This window comes from Acidovorax sp. 94, from assembly GCF_003634645.1.
Classification (GTDB): domain Bacteria; phylum Pseudomonadota; class Gammaproteobacteria; order Burkholderiales; family Burkholderiaceae_C; genus Acidovorax; species Acidovorax facilis.
Genome location: NZ_RBJA01000001.1, coordinates 4,043,733 through 4,062,610, shown reverse-complemented (window position 1 = coordinate 4,062,610; position 18,878 = coordinate 4,043,733). Strand labels below are relative to the sequence as shown.

Annotated in this window: 13 protein-coding genes and 2 pseudogenes; 8 read left to right on the top strand and 7 right to left on the bottom strand. The window is 65.8% G+C overall.

What is annotated here, in order from left to right; all coding sequences use genetic code 11:
- The first annotated feature begins 55 nt into the window (after positions 1-55).
- The 4 genes from C8C94_RS18625 to C8C94_RS18610 all read left to right on the top strand — a co-directional run bounded on the left by C8C94_RS18625 (position 56) and on the right by C8C94_RS18610 (position 5,090).
- Positions 56-1,675 (top strand): tail fiber domain-containing protein, encoded by a 1,620-nt coding sequence (locus C8C94_RS18625; protein ID WP_158603835.1) that lies wholly within the window; start codon positions 56-58, stop codon positions 1,673-1,675.
- Positions 1,676-1,785: 110 nt separating this feature from the next.
- The gene (locus tag C8C94_RS18620; protein ID WP_147433279.1) at positions 1,786-3,405 is read left to right on the top strand and encodes a tail fiber domain-containing protein; all 1,620 of its coding nucleotides are present in this window, start codon (positions 1,786-1,788) and stop codon (positions 3,403-3,405) included.
- The gene (locus C8C94_RS18615) at positions 3,402-4,127 is read left to right on the top strand and encodes an Ig domain-containing protein (RefSeq protein ID WP_121421766.1); all 726 of its coding nucleotides are present in this window, start codon (positions 3,402-3,404) and stop codon (positions 4,125-4,127) included. The genes C8C94_RS18620 and C8C94_RS18615 overlap by 4 nt, the downstream gene beginning before the upstream one ends.
- A 189-nt stretch (positions 4,128-4,316) precedes the next feature.
- Entirely contained in the window at positions 4,317-5,090 is a 774-nt protein-coding gene (locus C8C94_RS18610) for a class II aldolase/adducin family protein (RefSeq protein ID WP_121421765.1), read from the top strand.
- Positions 5,091-5,512: 422 nt separating this feature from the next.
- On the opposite strand, the gene C8C94_RS18605 is transcribed toward C8C94_RS18610, so the two are convergent.
- Both C8C94_RS18605 and C8C94_RS18600 read right to left on the bottom strand, forming a co-directional pair.
- Entirely contained in the window at positions 5,513-5,941 is a 429-nt protein-coding gene (locus C8C94_RS18605) for a hypothetical protein (RefSeq protein WP_147433278.1), read from the bottom strand.
- A 4-nt stretch (positions 5,942-5,945) separates the two neighbouring features.
- On the bottom strand, positions 5,946-8,912 hold the full coding sequence (locus C8C94_RS18600; protein WP_121421763.1) for a hypothetical protein: 2,967 nt from the start codon (positions 8,910-8,912) through the stop codon (positions 5,946-5,948).
- A 355-nt stretch (positions 8,913-9,267) separates the two neighbouring features.
- Between C8C94_RS18600 and gstA the strand changes: the two genes are divergently transcribed.
- Positions 9,268-9,876, top strand: a complete 609-nt coding sequence (gstA, locus tag C8C94_RS18595) for a glutathione transferase GstA (RefSeq protein ID WP_121421762.1) — start codon at positions 9,268-9,270, stop codon at positions 9,874-9,876.
- A 165-nt stretch (positions 9,877-10,041) separates the two neighbouring features.
- On the opposite strand, the gene C8C94_RS18590 is transcribed toward gstA, so the two are convergent.
- A complete protein-coding gene (locus tag C8C94_RS18590; protein WP_121421761.1) occupies positions 10,042-11,268 on the bottom strand; it encodes a YbfB/YjiJ family MFS transporter in 1,227 nt (408 codons plus the stop codon).
- Positions 11,269-11,438: 170 nt separating this feature from the next.
- On the opposite strand from C8C94_RS18590, the gene C8C94_RS18585 reads away from it, so the two are divergent.
- Positions 11,439-12,542: an alkene reductase gene (locus tag C8C94_RS18585; protein ID WP_121421760.1), complete on the top strand. Its 1,104-nt coding sequence runs from the start codon at positions 11,439-11,441 to the stop codon at positions 12,540-12,542.
- 257 nt (positions 12,543-12,799) lie between these two features.
- On the opposite strand, the gene C8C94_RS18580 is transcribed toward C8C94_RS18585, so the two are convergent.
- The 4 genes and pseudogenes from C8C94_RS18580 to C8C94_RS18570 all read right to left on the bottom strand — a co-directional run bounded on the left by C8C94_RS18580 (position 12,800) and on the right by C8C94_RS18570 (position 17,934).
- Positions 12,800-13,387, bottom strand: coding sequence for a hemerythrin domain-containing protein (locus C8C94_RS18580; RefSeq protein ID WP_121421759.1), 588 nt, complete (start codon positions 13,385-13,387; stop codon positions 12,800-12,802).
- A 170-nt stretch (positions 13,388-13,557) separates the two neighbouring features.
- A pseudogene (locus C8C94_RS25925) lies at positions 13,558-13,866 on the bottom strand (CZB domain-containing protein); the annotation flags it as partial.
- A gap of 123 nt (positions 13,867-13,989) precedes the next feature.
- Positions 13,990-15,552: pseudogene (locus C8C94_RS18575) on the bottom strand (methyl-accepting chemotaxis protein); the annotation flags it as partial.
- A gap of 120 nt (positions 15,553-15,672) precedes the next feature.
- Positions 15,673-17,934: a cation-translocating P-type ATPase gene (locus tag C8C94_RS18570; protein WP_121421757.1), complete on the bottom strand. Its 2,262-nt coding sequence runs from the start codon at positions 17,932-17,934 to the stop codon at positions 15,673-15,675.
- A gap of 170 nt (positions 17,935-18,104) precedes the next feature.
- Between C8C94_RS18570 and C8C94_RS18565 the strand changes: the two genes are divergently transcribed.
- Together C8C94_RS18565 and cueR are read left to right on the top strand one after the other, a co-directional pair.
- On the top strand, positions 18,105-18,308 hold the full coding sequence (locus tag C8C94_RS18565) for a heavy-metal-associated domain-containing protein (protein WP_121421756.1): 204 nt from the start codon (positions 18,105-18,107) through the stop codon (positions 18,306-18,308).
- A gap of 36 nt (positions 18,309-18,344) precedes the next feature.
- Entirely contained in the window at positions 18,345-18,863 is a 519-nt protein-coding gene (gene cueR, locus C8C94_RS18560) for a Cu(I)-responsive transcriptional regulator (RefSeq protein WP_233573511.1), read from the top strand.
- The last annotated feature ends 15 nt before the right edge of the window (positions 18,864-18,878 follow it).

Genomic DNA, 18,878 nt, shown 5'->3' with positions numbered 1-18,878 from the left:
GGCAATGGCCATATTGGCGCCCTGGGCAGCCCATGCCCACCTTCGAGAAAGCCCCATGAAACCCCTGCACCGAGCCACCATCGCCCTGATGGCAACCCTCGCGGCTGCCACCTGTGCTGCCCAATCCCCGGCCCAGGCCATCTCCACCACGCGCCAGGCTGACCGCATCACCTGGACGGCTGCGGCCCCCCACGGCGCTGCCAAGCTGCGGCTGGCCCGCCCGGATGGCACGGTCAGCGACCTGCCGTTTGCGCGCGGCCCCGTGGTGCTGGAGCCCCAGCGTGCAGGGCTGGCCGATGGCCGCTATTTTTATGAATTGAGCCTGGAGCCCCCTGCGGCCATGGACCCCGCCCAGGCCCAGGCCACGATGCAGCAGCGCATCACGGCGGGCTCGTTCGTGGTCATTCAGGGCCAGTTGGTGGTGGATGCGACCGAGCCAGGCGCCCCTGTGCTGCCCACCAAGACCGGCAGCACCTTCACCACCAAGGACCAGGTGGTGGCCGACGACCTGATCGTGCAGGGCAGCCTGTGCGCGGGCTTTGATTGCGTCAACAACGAATCCTTCGGCTTTGACACGCTCCGGCTCAAGGAGAACAACCTCGGCATCCATTTCGACGACACCAGCGTTGGCACCTTTCCGGCCAACGACTGGCGGATCCGTGTCAATGACACCGCCTCGGGCGGGGCATCGTATTTCACGGTCGAGGATGCCACGGCCAACCGCCAGGTCTTCACCGTCAGTGCTGGCGCCCCCAGCAACAGCCTGTACGTCAGCTCGACGGGCCGGCTGGGCCTGCGCACTGCCACGCCAGTGCTGGACGTGCACACACTGACCGGCAACACCCCCGCCATTCGCCTGGAGCAGTCCTCGGCAGGCGGCTTCACGGCGCAGACCTGGGACATCGGCGCCAACGAGGCCAACTTCTTCGTGCGCGACGTCACCAACGGCTCGCGCCTGCCCTTGCGCATTCGCCCCGGCGCGCCCACCAGCAGCCTGGACATTGCGGCCTCGGGCGCAGTGGGCATAGGCACCGCTTCGCCCGGCGCGGCGCTGCACGTCCGGCGCACCGATGGCACGGCCCAGGTGCTGGTGCAGGAAACCAGCGGCACAACGGCCCCGCGCACGCTGCTGAATCTGGCCAACAACGGGCCTGCCGTGCTGCGCTTTACCACGGCACCGGCCACGGGCTGGGACATGACGTCAGGCACCGCGCTCACGCTGGCGACCCAGGGCGCTGGCACCCCCCAGTTCACGCTGGCGGCCAACGGCAACCTGGCAATCACCGGCACGCTGAGCACAGGCTCCAGCCGCACGCTCAAGACCGGCATCGAGCCGGTCAATGGCACCGCCCTGCTGGAGAAAGTGCTGGCCCTGCCGCTCTACCACTGGCGCTACAAATCCAGCCCCACACAAGAGCGCCACGTCGGCCCCATGGCCGAGGACTTCCGCAAGATCTTCCAGCTGGGGCAGGACGACAAAAGCCTGGCCCCCGGCGATCTGGCCGGCGTGACCCTGGGCGCCGTGCAGGCGCTGGCCCGCAAGGTGAACGAGCGCGAGGCAGACATCGCCGCGATCCGGGCCCGCATCTCCCTGCTCGAAGCGCAGATGGCCCCGACGGGTGCTCCGGGCGCTTCGGGCGTGCCCACCAAGAACGCCACGCCCGCAGCACGCTAGGGATTGCCAACATGCCTGCCCACCATTGCTTGCCCCTCCTGACCAGGCTGCGGCCGCGCGCTGCCGCCCTGGTTGCCGCCACCCTGGCATCCCTGCTGAGCCCACCCCTCGTGCACGCACAAACCGGCAGCGAAGTGCAGCCCCCCGCCATTGCGGCACGGCTTCAGGCCACCCGGCTGGAGTGGACCCCCACCGCACCCCATGGCCGCGCCGTGCTGCGCATCGCCCGCGAGGGCGATGCGCCCCAGGACCTGGTGCTGTCCGGCCCGCTGGTGTTGTCGCTGCAAGACCATCCCTTGCCCGACGGGCGCTACACCTACGAGTTGACGCTGGCCCCCACCACCGCTGCCGTGCGGCCCGACGATGCAACCCCCGTGGCGGCCAACCCCGTGGGTGCCTCCAGCGCTGCCGGGCCCAGGGGCGCCATGCTGGCCGGCAACGTGTCGGTGGCGGGCGGTGCGTTTGTGCTGCCACCCGCACTTTTGCCCCCGGGCGAAGGGGATACAGCCGACGGCCCCGCCGCGCAGTCCGCCCCATCTTCAAAGGCCGCCCGCACCCTCCGCCTTGCCACCAAAGACCAGTTGGTCGCCGACGACCAGATCGTGCAAGGCAGCATCTGCATGGGGTTTGACTGCGTCAACAACGAGAGCTTTGGCTTCGACACCCTGCGCCTGAAGGAAAACAACCTGCGCATCAAGTTTGAAGACACCAGTGCGGGCGCGTTTCCCGGCAACGACTGGCAGATCATCGCCAACGACAGCGCCAGCGGCGGGGCCAGCTACCTCGGCATCGACGATGTCACAGGCAGCTTGACCCCCGTGCGCTGGCTGGCCGGAGCGCCCGCCAACAGTCTGGTTGTGGACCCGCAAGGGCGCGTGGGGGTGGGCACCGGCGTACCCGTGCTTGATCTGCATGTGCTGTCCTCCAACACCCCGGCGCTGCGGCAAGAGCAGAACAACACTGACGGCTACACAGCCCAGACCTGGGATGTGGCGGGCAACGAAGCCAATTTCTTCGTGCGCGATGTCACCGGAGGCTCCCTCCTTCCCCTGCGCATCCGGCCGGGGGCGCCACATGCCAGCGTTGATATTGCGGGCAACGGCAGCGTGGGCCTGGGCACGCCGCGCCCTGCTGCCCCGTTGCACCTGCGGCGCGCGGACGGCAGCGGAGCCCTGCTGGTGGACAACACCAGCGCCACCGCCCTGCCCCGCGTGCAGATGGAGCTGCAGAACAACGGCGCCATCGCTGCGCGGCTTGCACATGGCACAGGCACCGCGTACTGGACGCAACACGCTACGGCTTCGGCCTTCAGCCTGGCGCCCAGCGGCAGTGGCAGCAATGCGCTGTCGATGCAGACAGGCGGCGGCCTGGTGGTGGCCGGCACGCTCAGCCAGGGCTCCAGCCGCACGCTCAAACACGACATCAGCCCGGCCCCGGTCCATGCAGTCCTTGGCGAAGTGCTGAACCTGCCGCTGTATGCCTGGCGCTATCTGAGCGATCTCAATGCCAGCCTGCACCTGGGGCCCATGGCCGAGGATGTACACCAGCGCTTTCAGGTGGGCGCCAGCCCCCGGACGCTTGCGCCCAGCGATGTCGCCGGCCTTGCGGCCGCCACGGTCCAGGCCCTCCACCAGAAGCTGGACGCCAAGGATGCAGAACTCATGGCCCTGGCGGAACGCCTTTCGGCCCTGGAGCAACAGCTCGCACGCAAAAACGGGAGCGCGCGATGATGGCCCGCGCAGCGCAGGCACTGCGCCACGGCTTGCGCCGCTTCACCACATGGCTCGGCGTTGCCAGCCTGGTGCTGTGGGCCGCCAGCGCCGCCGCGCAGGACATCACCGTTACCCCGTCCAGCATTCCCACCCCCGCGCTGGGCGTGCCCTACAGCGTGACCTTTGTCGGCAGCGATGGTGTGGCGCCCTACCAGTTCCTCGTCAGCGCAGGGCTTCTTCCGGCGGGCCTGAGCCTGTCGGGCACGGGCGATCTCACGGGCACGCCCACCAGCTCGGCGCCCTACAGCTTCACCATCACGGTGTCCGACGCCCTGGGGCGCGAGCTGGACCTGCTGGGTGCAGGCACCGTGACAGGTGCGCTGACCATCACCCCTCCGCCCGTGCTGGTCGCGAACACCGCCTACAGTGGACAGATCCAGGTCACCGGCGGCACCGGCCCCTACACCTTCACCGTGAACTCCGGCCCCCTGCCCCCGGGCATGACCTTGGGGCCCAACGGCCTGCTGAGCGGAACACCGACCACACCGGGACTCTATGTCCTGGTCATCCAGGTCACGGACGCCAACGGCCTGTCCTCCACCATCACACTGAACCTCCAAGTGATGGCCCTCTCCACGGGGATTCCGGTGAACGATCCATGGATGCTGGTGCTGGCGGCCCTGGGACTGGGCTGGCTGGGGCGGCGCCAGATACGGCAGCAGCAAGGACACGGGCGCTGATAGACCGGGCAGGGCCCCAGGGCACAGGAATTTGAACAAAATTCGGCCCTGGCGCTTGATGGATGGACTTAGGAAGCTATTATTTCCATAGCATCCACAAAAAGCGCAACACCTGTAGCCTGCCTGACAGACCCGCCCGCCCTACCGCCCTACAGTGGGGTCTCCTACCCCCACCATCGGAGACACCCCATGCTTAACATCCCTTCGCTGCAAGAAAGCGTCAGCCCCGAAGAATGGCAGCTGCGCTGCGACCTGGCCGCGTGCTACCGGCTCGTTGCGCTGTACGGCTGGAGCGACCTGGTCTTCACCCACATCAGCGCCAAATTGCCCGAATCGGTGTCGGGTCCGGGCGAGCACCAGTTCCTCATCAACCCCTATGGCCTCATGTTCGACGAGATCACGGCATCGAGCCTGATCAAGGTGGACATGCAATGCAACAAGCTGCACGACTCGCACTTCCCGGTGAACCCGGCCGGTTTTGTGATCCACAGCGCCGTGCACGAGGCGCGGCCTGAGGCGGGCTGCGTGCTGCACACCCACACGCGTGCCGGTGTGGCCGTCAGCGCCCAGAAGGGCGGCGTGCTGCCCATCAGCCAGCAAAGTACCTTCGTGCTGGGCTCGCTGGCGTACCACGCGTACGAGGGCGTGGCCTTCCGCGACGAAGAAAAGCCACGCCTGCAGGCCGACCTGGGTGAGGCCAACTTCCTCATGCTGCGCAACCACGGGCTGCTCACCGTGGGCAAGACGATTGCCGACGCGTTCTTGTCGATGTACACCTTCGAGAACACCTGCCGCATTCAGATCGACGCGCAGGCAGGTGGCGAGTTGATCGCCGTAAACCCCCAGATCGTGAGCGGCGTGGCCCAGGCCATGCGTGTGCAGACGGGCGGCCTGGGCGGCGCCTTTGCCTGGCCTGCACTGCTGCGCAAGGTGCAGCGCGACCTGCCAGGCTGGAATACCTGAGACGTCCTACAGCCCCCGACAGCGGACGCACCAGAAGGCCCTAACGGTGTCAACGCTGATGCCGAGGGTGACCACAAGGCCGATCTGGTTGTGCGAGTTGAGCGGGAGGGTGCCTGGAAAGATGGGCCACCCTTTGCCAGTTGGGCCGTTGTGCAGGAGCGACCATATGATCGTCGGAGATGCGACACCTAGCTGAGAAACGCTATCTAATTGATAGCTTCTTGCGCTTGATGATTAATCGCTGTAGCCTGATTTGGCTTGAAGTGCATGAATGCCAGGGGGCAAGATGCAAGACTTGACCCCGGCGCCCGCTCTCTCTTCTGGCTGCAAGTGTTCGTATCTCGTTCCCATTTGCGTACATTACCCTCGGTGAGGGTGTTGCACTTCAGATTTGAAACCGCCCTCCAGCACTCCGCACTCATTTACAGAGAGACACCGTCCTGGACAGCTAGCTCTCCTGCTACGCGAATGTAGTCTCCAATATTCAGTTCCAAATTAGACTCAAACTGAGCTTCAATTTGATCATTTTTTTCAATTTCAATTAAATAGGTGTCCGAGGATATCTTCCCGATAACTTCACCGATCACAATCGCATGAGGCGACCCATAAGCGTCTTGGCTCATCGCGTTATCAGCCCTGCCTTCAAGCACCCTATGATCGGCGATAAAAAATAATCCAACTTTCAATTGAACAGGCTCATCCATCTTTAAATAAATGGACGACTGCCCTGGCTCTAAATATTCATTTGGTTGGACAAGATTGCACCAAACCAATCGATCGTCCGTCTGAATTGATAAGAGTCGCTCATATCCGTCGACGTCAATGCTCTTAATTTTTCCACTAATTTTCATGACATCACTCCATTTTCATAAAGGTCTTTGGATCGCTTGGCATGATTGTCTGAAATTTCCCATCTTTCACGATAACAAGAACACCTTTATTTAAATTCTCGACACCTTTAACGAAATAAATGGATTTTCCATTATCTAAGTGTCTTGCTTCACCATTTTTAACCACTGATTCGGCGGCATTGGTGAATGCATCAAATCCTTCTTGAGACTTACCAAAAGTCCCGGCTTCCAATCCAAGTCGGGTCTCAAGCGATGGAATACGTTCAGGAAATTTTTCCCAATAGCCAGCAAAATGCTTTACGCCCTGGTTAGTGCCATTTTCAAGAGTCCCCCATTGGTTGCTCGATGGACGTTCTAAGATCAACTCTGACAGCGACCTACTAGCTCCTCTTGCGGCAGCATCCCCTGCGCCTTCGGCCACCACACCGCCAATACCCGACCCCGCCTGAGGCCCTCCATCCGGCGTCTTGTCGACGGCCCCCAGCGCATTGTCAACTCTGTTGCCAAGCCCATTGCCGATACCTCGACCCAGCGCACCACCTATCGCCACCCCCGTCTGTGCATGCAGCCCTTCTTCCGTCGCAAAGCCGGTGATGTCATTGATCACCTCTTGCCCCCATCCGCCGCCTGCTGCAGCGTCCAACGCTGCGGCTCGGGTCCACAGGCCGTTGTAGATGCTGTCCCGCCGGAAGTCCTCTCCCATGCTCGCTCGGTACTGCGCGGCGGCGTCCCGGTACTCCTGGGCACTGTAGCTGTCAACGGGGCTGTGGGACATCTCCACCAGTTCCGTGAAGCTGTACTGTGGTGGTTGTACCTCTGTGCTGTTGCGATACTCGATCTCTTGTCTGCGAAAGTCCTCTGGCAGCATCGGCTGCGCAGTCTCACGCACCTCGGTCTCTGACAGCATGGGCTCGCCATTGCTGCTTTGTGCCAGCGTGCTGGTGGTGCCGTCAGGCCAGATCAGTTGGGCGGGCTCTATGTAAGCGCCACTGTCATCAAAGTAACCCGCATCACCCACTGTACCGTTGGGGGCTGATGCGACCTGGATGCCTTGCGACGATGGCAATGTGGCGGGGTTGGCAAATGCCTCTACCCACTGCGCCGTCTGCGCATCCACCTCACTGGCCCCCAGGTTCTTCACCCAGTCGCTGGAGGGCCTGTCTCCTGGCTGTGCAGCTTGTCCCGGTTGTCCCTCATTCCCCACCTGGCTCTGTTCCTGCCCTTGCCCCGTTCCTTGCGCCCCCTGGAGCCCGTCGCCCAGCACTCCGCTCAGAAACTCGCTCGCAAACCCCGCCGCCGGGTCGTTGGTGCCCGCGATCTTCAATGCGCTGCTGGCAGCTTTGCTCAGGAGCTTGAGCACGCTGACCTGCTCGGGGCTGATGTCCTGGAGCTCGCCGATCTGCTGATTCAGATGGTCTCCCACCCCTTGCGCGATGCTGGCCAGGGCGCTGTTCATGAAGCCGTCTTTGAATTGGCCGCCCGTGGCTTCTTGCAATAACCCCGTGAGGCCCGCCTTGCCCAGATGTGCGAGGCTGCTCTTGGCCAGGTCGGCGCTGTCGAGCATGTCCTTCAGGCCTGTGTATTGCATGACGCTGCCTGCAATGCCTCCCGTCAGGGCCGAGCGCAGCAGGTTGCCGAAGTCGATTCCGCCGGTCATCACCGTCTGGGAGATCGCGCTGCCCATGGCCCCCATGGCAGCGCCTTGAACGAAGGTGCCTGCCCCTGCCTGTGACAGCAGGGTGCCCACAGGCGGCAAGGCCACCATGCACATCAGTGCGCTGAATGCGACGGGCAGGGCTTTGTCCAGAAAGCCCGTCGGGGCCTGGATGTTGTCTGCGCTGGTGCTCCAGCCGTTGACGGGGTCAAACCACAGGTATTCCTTGTTGATAAGGTCTGCGCTGTGTTCTGGGCTGAGTTGGGTGTAGTCCCGCAGCAGGCAGGCGTCAGGCAGGCTGGAGTCGCTGCCGTAGGGCTGGCCTTGGGCCAGCCTGAAGGGGCCTAGCGTGTGGTAGCTGGGTTCGCTGTGGGCGTCACCTTCCCTGCCCTCATGGAACACCAGGGGGTCTTGGCCGTGCATGTCGGCAAAGGCGCGTTGGGCCAGGCTGTCGCCTTGGGCGTAGTGGCGCGAGAACGCTGCGGGGTCCAGTGTCCAGCGCCCAGGCTCGGCGGTCTCGCCTTGCCCGGTGCCAGGGACCCATTGACTGCCCGGGGTGTCGGGGCCGGGGCTCTGGGTGGCTTGGTCGAGTGCGTGCAGGTATTCGTTGCGCACGCCATCCTGGGCTTCTTGCAGCTGGGTCAGGCGCGCGCCCAGGTCGGGGCCAAAGCGCGCAAGGATGCCTTGGCCGACGTTGGTGTCGGTGTTCAGCGGGCGCAGGGGCGGGCCGTACTGGGCAATGATGTCCTGGTTGGCGGGCTCGGCCAGCAGCAGTTCCAGGGCGGCGATCTCGGTGGGGCTGGCGTTGGGGGCTGCTGCCTGGGCGCCGACGGTGCCAATGGCTGGGTTCTCGGGGGTGATCTGCAGGGGTTTGGTCTGCACCAGCTCGATGCCGAGACCTGCTGCGTTCTCCGGGGTGACGGTCAGGGGCTTGGTGCTCACCAGGTCGATGCCCAGGCCCGCTGCGTTCTCAGGGGTGACGGTCAGGGGCTTGGTGCTCACCAGGTCGATGCCCAGGCCCGCTGCGTTCTCAGGGGTGACCAGCAGAGGCTTGGTCTGTGCCTGCACCATCAGGGCCAGCGTGGTACTGGGGGTGTGGTCGGTGGGGGCGAAGAGGGAGGTGCTGGCCAGGGCGTGGTCAGCCTGGGGGTACTGAGGATCGGGCTGGGCGTAGCCGCCTGGGCCGCTGTCGGTGAAGGCGCCAGCGTTGTCCTGGGGTTGGTCTGTGTAGCTGTTGAATGCGCTGCCAGGGGCGGGCTGGCTGGCCAGGTCGCCAGGGGCGGGAGCGTAGGTGGAGGCTGAGGGGGCGACTTGCATGGCGCGCGACTGTGCCTACAGGCATCAGCGCGCGAAACTGGGAAGGCTCCTAGCTAGGAGTGTTCCTAGCTAGGAATGACCCCTACATGGGACGGGCCAGTGTGGGCGGCGGTGAATGCAAGGAATCGTGCTGTAGGGGCTGTGGAGAATGCGCAAGCAGCTACTAAATCAGGAGCATTCTACGCGCGGGGAATGCAGGAGGCGGGCTGCGCGGGTTACAGATTTTTACCAGGGTGAGGGCCGCAGAGGAATGACCGAGGCCACCACGCACTGTCGGCCGACATAAAAACAGCGAAGCGCATAGCATCGACAGCTTCACCGTTTGTCACTCTTTCACGAATTCAAGGACCGATCCATGAAGCTCTACTACTCCCCCGGCGCCTGCTCCCTGTCTCCCCACATCGCCCTGCAAGAGGCCGGCCTGGCCTACACCCCCGTGCTGGCCAGCACCAAGAGCCACAAGCTGCAGGATGGTACCGACTACTACACCATCAATGCGCTGGGTTACGTGCCCGTGCTGGAGCTGGACAACGGCGAGCGCCTGCGCGAAGGGCCGGCCATCGTGCAATACATCGCCGACCAAGTGCCCGACAAGCAACTGGCCCCCGCCAACGGCACCCTGGCGCGCTACCGCCTGCAGGAGTGGCTGACCTTCATCGGCACCGAGTTGCACAAAGGCTTCAGCCCCCTGTTCAACCCCGCCACCCCCGAGGACTACAAACCCATGGTGCGCGAGCGGCTGCTGCAACGCCTGCAGTGGGTAGATGGCCAGCTGGCGGGCAAGCAGTACCTGATGGGCGACCAGTTCACCGTGGCCGACGGCTACTTGTTCACCGTGACCAACTGGACCCAACCCACCAAGCTCGACATCTCCGGCTTGGCGAATCTGGCGGCCTACCGCGAGCGTGTGGGTGCACGGCCTGCGGTGCAGGCGGCCATGAAGGCAGAAGGCCTGCTGAAATAGGGACACCCCCCTGAGGCGCTGCGCGCCTTCCCCCCGCTCTCGCTACGCAGGCAGGGGGACAACACCCTCGCTGCGGGGCGGCCCTTGCTCGGCGTTCCTGGCCTAGGCCCCGCCAGTATCGATTGGGAGCACGTAGCTCGACGCGCGGCCAAAACCCCAGTTGCGCTACAGCGGCTTCTGCCGCCACGCCACCAGCGCCCCCACCCACAACGCGCAGGCTGAGAACACCAGCCCGCGCGCGAGGCCTCCAGCGCCATCGGCAATCCAGCCCACCACCGTGGGCCCCACGATCTGCCCAGCCGCAAACACGATGGTGAACGCGCTGATGCCGCTGGCCCACAGCGCCTGCGGCAGGTTGTGCCGCACCAGCGCCGTGGTCGAGGCCACCACCGACAGGAACACCCCGCCAAACAACAGCCCCGAGGCCAGCACCACGGGCCAGGCGCCCGTGATGGCGGGCAGGATCGTGGCCACGCCCAGCAGCGCATTCAGGCGGGCCAGCGCCTCACCGCCCCTGCTGCGGTCCAGCAACCCAGCCCAGATGCGTGACGACAGCACCACGGCCAGCCCCAGCAGGGCGTAGAACAGCGTCACCTCACCCGCGCCCCGGCCCTGCTCGCGCAGCAGCGCCACCACAAACGTCATATAGCCGATGTAGCCCACGCCAAAGAGGCCATAACCCAGCAGCGCCGGGGCCAGCGCCCGCCAACGCACCCGCTCGGGCGATGCGGCCGCCGATGGGGCGCCCAGACCGGCAGCCACGGGCAGGGCCAACCAGTTCAGCACCCGCGCAGGCCACAGCAGCACCGCCGTGGCCGCCACGCAGGCCAGCGCCAGAGCCCACCAGGCCCAGGTCCAGCCGTGCGGTGCGGGGGCCGCTGCCAGGACCGCAGGCACCAGCAAGGCCGACAGGCTGATGCCCCAGCCCGTGCCGCCGTAGTACAGGCCCAGCAGCAAACCGCTGCGCCCCGGCACCTGGGCGCCCAGCCGCGCCGCCAGCAAGCCACCCGCAATGAACACCAGCGCACTGGCACCACCGGCCAGCAGTCGCTGCACCAGCAGGGGCGCTGCCTGCGTGAAAAATCCGCTCAGGCCCATGAACACCGTGGCCATCACCGCACCTGCCACCAGCACCGTCCCCGGGGCCACGCGCCGCAACAGCAGCGGCGTGGCAAGAGCCCCCAGCAGATAGCCCAGCGCGTTCACCGTGTTCATGCCGCCCGCCAGCGTGTACGACCAGCCCAGGTCTTCCCGCATGGGCGGCAACAACAAGGCATAGGCAAACCGCGTGATGCCCAGCGAGATAGCGGCGCCCATCGACAAGGCAACGGCCAGCCACAGGCTGCGCAACGGGGAGACGAACAACGGTGCGGAAGGCGGTGGCAAGGGCATGGCGGTCCATTCTCGTGCAACAGCCCCCGCGCCGCTGGCACGACAGTCAGCGGACCGGGCTAACACAAAACCTGTGCCCTTGTTGACGCAAGTGTGCTGCACGTTTTGCGCTGCAGCATTAAGCTGAAAGGCTGCTTTTCTTGCACACAGCCCCTCAGGACACCCTCACCATGACCTCTTTGTTTGAACCCACCCGCGCGGGCGACCTTCAGCTGGCCAACCGCATTGCCATGGCGCCCCTGACGCGCAACCGCTCGCCCGAGGCCATCCCCACCGACCTGGTTGCCACCTACTACGCGCAGCGCGCCAGTGCCGGCCTCATCATTTCCGAGGCCACGGCCATCAGCCCACAAGCCCAGGGCTATGCCGATGTGCCCGGTCTGTACGGCACCGAGCAGCTGGATGGCTGGAAGAAGGTGACACGCGCCGTGCATGACGCCGGCGGCAAGATCGTTGTGCAGCTGTGGCACGTGGGCCGTGTCTCGCACACCGACCTGCAACCCGGCAACGCCGCCCCCGTCGCGCCCTCGGCCGTGCAGGCCAACACCAAGACCGTGCTCATCAAGGACGGCGTGCCCACCTTCACACCCACCTCCATGCCCCGCGCGCTCGATGCCGAAGAGATCCCCGGCATCGTGCAGGACTACCGCCATGCCGCACGCAACGCCATTGCGTCAGGCTTTGACGGTGTGGAGATCCACGCGGCCAACGGCTACCTGATCGACCAGTTCCTCAAGACCGGTGCCAACCAGCGCACCGACGACTACGGCGGCAGCATTGCCAACCGCGCCCGTCTGCTGCTGGAAGTGACCCGCGCCATCGTCGAAGAAATCGGCGGTGGCCGCACCGGCATCCGCCTGTCGCCCGTCACCCCCGCCAACGACATCGTGGACGCCGCCCCCCAGCCGCTGTTCGACCACGTGGTGCGCCAGCTCGCGCCCCTGGGCCTGGCCTACATCCACATCATCGAAGGCGCCACCGGCGGCCCGCGCGAGGTGGAAGGCCGCCCGTTTGACTACGCTGCTCTCAAGGCCGCCTACCGCGCAGCCGGTGGCAAGGGCGCCTGGATGGTCAACAACGCCTACACCCGCGAACTGGCCGATGCCGCCCTGGCCCACGGTGCCGACATCGTGGCCTTTGGCCGCCCCTTCATCGCCAACCCCGACCTGGTGGCGCGCCTGAAAGCCAACGCACCGCTCAACGAGGTGAACCGGGCCACGCTGTACGGCGGTGGGGCGGAGGGGTACACGGACTATCCGGCGCTGAGCGCCTGAGACTGCGGGATAAAGCCAAAGCTGCGGTGCTTGGCATACGCCGGATGAAACTGGCGCTGCCCAGGCACGCGGCCGCCGCGCAAGGGCCGCCAAGCGGCTTAGGCAGCGCTGCGCTTGCGTGCGCTGGCGGCGTCCCACTGCCCGCGCAGCGTAGCGAGAGCGGGGGCTGAAGGCCGCGGCTCCAAGCCTGCCTGCGCAGGCTTGGACGGCCCGAAGAGCTGTCGCCTCTGGCGACCAGCACCGAGCGGCGAAGCCGCTCAGGGGGGTGAACCCAATCCTATCGGGCTGGGCGCCCGCATCACGATGCGGGTGAACAACCGGTCATACGCCGCATCGCGCGGCTTGCCCGGGGCCAGCGGGTTGGTGTTGCTGGCAAAGGCCGCATCAATGGCCACCCAATCACCGGGCTGCAGGCACTCCTGCGCAGCAGGCAGGACCACGGTTTCCTCGGTGCGCATGTGCTCCAGGTAAAAGCGCACATAGCGCTGCAGCGCGTCGGCGAAGGCCTCGCGGCGGCCATCACCCATCAGCTCCCAGCCCAGCAGCAGGTGCTGCAGCTCCCGCACCGCTGCCTCGCCACCTTCGTGGTCGCGCTCCAGCTGCGCAATGGCCTCAGCGGCCTGGGGCGCGCGCTCGGCCACTTTGGGGAAAAGCCACTGCGACTCTTTGGGGTGGTGCTGCCTTTCGGGAAACTCGTCGATGTAGAACAGCATGGCCCGCATCACGTCAAAGAACGCGGCAGGCGCATCGCCCGGGCCCTGGTCCAGCATCAGGCGCAAGGAATGGAGCACCGCCGCAAGCGACGCATGCTCTTCGCGAATGGTCCGCAGGCTGATCGACGGCATGGTGCACTCCCCAGGGTGATACGGGGTTTCAAGATTGCCACGATGCGCGCCGACACCGCCTGACGCAGATCAAGAGATACCGGGGCTGCCACGCCCGGGGCCCCAAGACGCCTCACCCATCCGAGGCCAGGATCATCCGGTCCGTCAGCTGCGGCCCGGATACCCGATCTTCAAAGGCTGTTGCGCAACTGGATGATGGCGGCACCGACCGCGCTGGAGGCCTGCGAGAACGGGGTATTGCCCGCCAATGCCTGTTCGGCGTCCGCGTAGTTGCCCCGGTTGATGGTTTGGGCAATGGCGCCTGCCACTTCATGGAAATCGCGGTGCTTGTCCAGCAACGACTGGAAGGCAGGCAAGGCGCCATAAGACCCCTGTCCTTTCCCATGCAGCCAACGGCCCAGCTCGCAGCAGTCATCGCGCCTGATCGTGTCGGCATCAAGCTGCTGATGCTTCTTGGCGGCGTCGCGCAACTTGGTGCGCCACTGCGCATGGGCCTTGATGGCCGAATCAAGGTCAACACCCTGGACGGATGGAGCCGCCAGCGCCATGGATGTACCGTGCTGTAGGGCGACGGTCTGCCGCACGCCAACGGAATGCCGATCGTCAGCCAGATGGAACTGCTGCACCACCTGCGACAGCCGCGCGGCCTGCTCGCGAAGTGATTCGGCGGCGGCGGCGGACTCTTCCACCAACGCCGCGTTCTGCTGCGTCATGCGGTCGATCTCGCCCACCGAGCCATTCACCTGGCCGATGCCGGCCGACTGCTCGGACGCCGCTGCCGTGATCTCGCCAATGATGTCGCCCACGCGCTGCACACTGCTCACGATGTCCTTCATGGCCGTGCCCGCTTCTTCCACGTGGCGCACGCCACCGTCCACGGCAGTCACGCTGTTCTGGATCAACCCCTTGATGTCGCTGGCTGCTGCGGCAGAGCGCTGCGCCAGGCTGCGCACTTCACTGGCCACCACCGCAAAGCCCCGGCCCTGTTCCCCCGCGCGGGCGGCCTCGACGGCAGCATTCAGCGCGAGGATGTTGGTCTGGAACGCAATCGAGTCGATCAGGCCGATGATGTCGCCGATCTTGCGGCTGGAGGTGGAGATCTCGTGCATGCTGGCCACGGCCTGCTGCACCACGCCACCGCCGTGCGTGGCCATCTGCGAGGCCGAGGCCGCCAACTGGTTCGCCATCTGCGACGACGACGCCGTCTGCTGCACCGTGGCGGTCAGCTGCGACAGCGAAGACACGGCCTCCTGGGCGTTGCTGGCCGTCTGCTCGGTGCGCTGCGACAGGTCCTGGTTGCCCGTGGCAATCTCCTGGCTGGCCGTGGCGATGTTGCCGCTGGCATCGCGCACCTGCGCCACCAGCGCGCCCAGGCCCTGCTGCATGTCGCGCAGAGCGCGCTGCAGGTCGGCCACTTCGTCCTTGCCCTCGGCCGCGATGTTCTGCGACAGGTCACCCCCCGCAATCGCCTGCGCCATCCTGCGTGCGTCTTCCAACGGGCGGCAGATGGAGTTCATGTTCATCAGCGTGGTGGGCACCACCACCACCACGGTGATCAGCACGGCCAGCACAAACAGCCACTTGGTCTGGTCAGACACCTCGCCCTGCTGCTCCACCGACTTGGCCACCTCGGCGCGCAGCACGGAATCAAGCTCAGCCATCAGCTTGTCGGCCTCGGCAAACTCGGCCACGGCCTTGCCGCTCATGCGGTTGGCAATCGTGGCCGTGTCATAGCCGCTGGCCTCCAGCTGGCGCGCCACGTGCGCGAACAGCTCGCGGTAGCTGTCCAGGCGCTTGACGATGTTGCGCACCACAGGGTTGTCAGAGTCTTCCTCGCCTTCCAGGAACTTGTTCGCAATCTTCTTGGCCTTGTCCTGGCTTTCCAGCCATTTGGCGTGTGCCGCTTTCACCGCCTCGGGCTTTTCGTAGCCAATGATCATGTCCTTCTCGAACTGGCGAATGGCCCCCATCTCGCCCCGCAGCTCAGCCATGTAGCCCACCTCGGCAAACGAGTGGTCCATGAAGTCCTGGCTCATGTTGTGGATGCGGAACATGCCCAGCATGCCCGCGCCCCCCAGCAGCCCCAGCAGCCCCAGCACCACGCCAATGGCCCCCAGCATGCGCAAACGTATGGTGAACTGCCGCATGAGCGAGAAGAGATTCATGATCTGTCGTCCTTCATATATTGGTATGCCTGTGCGCCCGTCGCACCTCCCCCGAGGCCACGGATTCGCAACAAATCGTTGCAGTTTGCCAGACATCGATGACCGTGTTGTACGTATTTATCACATGCGCCACCGCTTGAGTAAGAGGGCATTCGCCATCACGCTCACCGAACTCAGCGCCATCGCAGCCCCCGCCACCACCGGGCTCAGAAAGCCCAGGGCCGCCAGCGGGATGCCCGCCACGTTGTATGCAAACGCCCAGAACAGGTTCTGCCGGATCTTCATCACCGTGCGGTGCGAGATATCGAGCGCCGCTGCCACCAGCATCGGGTCGCCCCGCATCAGCGTGATGCCCGCCGCGTGCATGGCCACGTCGGTCCCATTGCCCATGGCCATGCCCACATCCGCAGCCGCGAGGGCCGGGGCATCGTTAACGCCGTCGCCCACCATCGCCACTTGATGGCGCTTGCCATCAGGCCCTTGTTGCAATGCCACCACCTTCGCAGCCTTGTCACCCGGCAGCACCTCGGCCATCACCTCGCCCGCGTCGGGGTCCAGCCCCAGGCGCCGGGCCATGGCCTCGGCCGCGCCGCGGTTGTCCCCCGAAATCATCACGGTGCGGATGCCACGCGCCTTCAGTGCCGCCAGCGCCTCGCGCGCACCGGGCTTGGGTTCATCACCAAAAGCCATCAGGGCCCGAAGCGCTAACCCTTCCGTCACGCGCTGGGCCACAGCCGATACGGTGGCCCCCTCGTTCTGCAGCTGCTGTGCCCGCACCGCGAGCGGGCCCAGGCCCACCCCCAGCTCCTGCATCCAGCGGAGGCTGCCCACCAGGTAGCTCTGGCCGTCCACCTCGCCCTCGGTGCCGCGCCCCGGCACGGCGCGCACATCCTGCGCGGTGGACACGTGGATCTGGCGCTCGCCCGCGGCCGCCACCACCGCGCGCGCCAGCGGGTGTTCGCTGCCGCTTTGCACCGCCGCCACAGCCGCCATCACCGCAGCGTCGTCCAGGCCGGGCACCACCTCAAACGCCGTGAGCCGGGGCTGGCCCACGGTCAGCGTGCCGGTCTTGTCAAAGGCCACCGTGTCCACCTTGTGCGCCAGCTCCAGCGCCTGCACATCCTTGATCAAAATGCCGTGTTTGGCCGCCACGCCCGTGCCCGCCATGATGGCCGCCGGCGTGGCCAATCCCAGCGCACAGGGGCAGGCAATCACCATCACGGCCACGGCGTGGATCAGCGCGGCCTCCATGCCCACGCCCATCCACAGCCAGCCCAGCAGCGTGACCACCGCCACCACCAGCACCACGGGCACAAACACGGCTGATACCTGGTCCACCAGCCGCTGGATGGGCGCCTTGGCCGCCTGCGCGTCTTCCACCAGCCGGATGATCTGGGCCAGCACCGTCTCGGCGCCCACGGCCGTCACCGCCATCACGATGCGGCCATCGCCGTTGATTGAGCCCCCCGTCAGCGCCGCGCCCACATCACGCGCCACGGGCAAGGGCTCGCCCGTCAGCATGGATTCGTCCACCTGCGTGTGGCCCTCGTGCACTGTGCCGTCCACGGGGATGCGCTCCCCCGGCCGCACCACCAGCTGATCGCCCACCAGCACCTCGGACACCGGCACATCCACCTCGCCCTGCTTGGTCAGCAAATGCACCACATCGGGCCGCAGCGCATGCAGCGCGCGGATGGCCGCCGTGGTCTGGCGCTTGGCGCGTGCCTCCAGCCACTTGCCCAGCAGCACCAGCGTGACCACCACGGCCGAGGCCTCGAAGTACAGGTGCGGCACATGCCCAGGGTGGTCGGTGGGGGCCGTGAGCCACAGCCACATCGACAGGCCCCAGCCCGCACTGGTGCCCAGCGCCACCAGCAAATCCATGTTGCCGCTCAGCGCCTTGGCCGCATGCCAGCCCGCCTTGTAAAACCGCGCCCCCAGGATGAACTGCACCGGCGTGGCCAGCACAAACTGCACCCAGGCGGGCAGCATCCAGTGCTGGCCGAACAGGTCGCCGCTCATCGGCAGCACCAGCGGCGCAGACAGCAGCAGGCCAATGCCCACAGGCATGAAGCCCGCCCAGGGTGACAAGTCCTCCGGAGCATCCTCCTGCCCCGCCGCACGCGGCTCGTAGCCCGCATTGCGCACCGCGCGGCGCAGCACGGCCTCCATGGCGGCGGCGTCGGCGCCCACCTGCGTGACAAAGGCAATGCGTGCGGACTCGGTCGCCAGGTTGACCGAGGCCTCCTGCACGCCCGGCACCTTGCGCAGTGCACGCTCCACACGGCCCACGCAGCTTGCGCAGGTCATGCCAGAAATGCCCAGGTCCAGCGAGTGCACAGACCCGGGCGCGGTGTTGGGGGGGGTGGTGATGGTGTTCATGGCGGGGATGCTGATCCTTGACGTGATGGCAAGGTCAAGCATTGATATTGATCAACCCTCACATCATGAGTGTCTTGAGCGGTGTTTGACTCTGCCACGATGTCAAGCTTCAACATTCGCTTCGGTCGCATCCACGGCCACTTTTTTTCCACCCCCAACAAGGACACACCATGGCAACCACCACCACATTCCAAGTGCAGGGCATGACCTGCGGACACTGCGAACGCGCCGTCACCCAGGCCGTGCAGCAGGTAGACCCCGACGCCCAGGTCCGCATCGACCGCGCCAGCGGCAAGGTGGACGTGGACAGCACCGCCCCCCGCGAAGCCCTGGCCGCCGCCATTGCCGAAGAAGGCTACACCGTCGCGGCCTGAGCGCCGCGCCACCACACACCCAGCGAGGGCCACACCATGACCACGCCCCATTCCCCTGATACAGCACAGGCCCCGCGCACCCGGGCCACAGCGCCCCGCCCCATCGCCTGGCCCGTGCCCATCGGCGTCGCTGCCAAGCGCGCAGGCATCTCGGCGCGCATGGTGCGGCACTACGAATCGCTGGGCCTCATCAACGGCGTCGCGCGCACCGACAGCGGCTACCGCCAGTACACCGAGGCCGACGTGCACGCCCTGCACTTCATCCGCCGCAGCCGCGACCTCGGCTTTTCGATGGAAGAAATCGCCGAGCTGCTGGGCCTGTGGCACGACCGCAGCCGCGCCAGCAGCCAGGTCAAGCGCATCGCCCAGCAACACATCGACGACCTGAGCGAACGCATCGCCCAGATGCAGGCCATGCAGCGCAGTCTGCAAACCCTGGTGTCCTGCTGCAAGGGCAACGACCGGCCGGACTGTCCGATATTGGATGACCTGGCGGCAGGGCAGGCGGAACACCAAGCCCCCAGGGCACCGCGCAAAACGCTACCAAATCAATAGCATTTAGCGCTTATC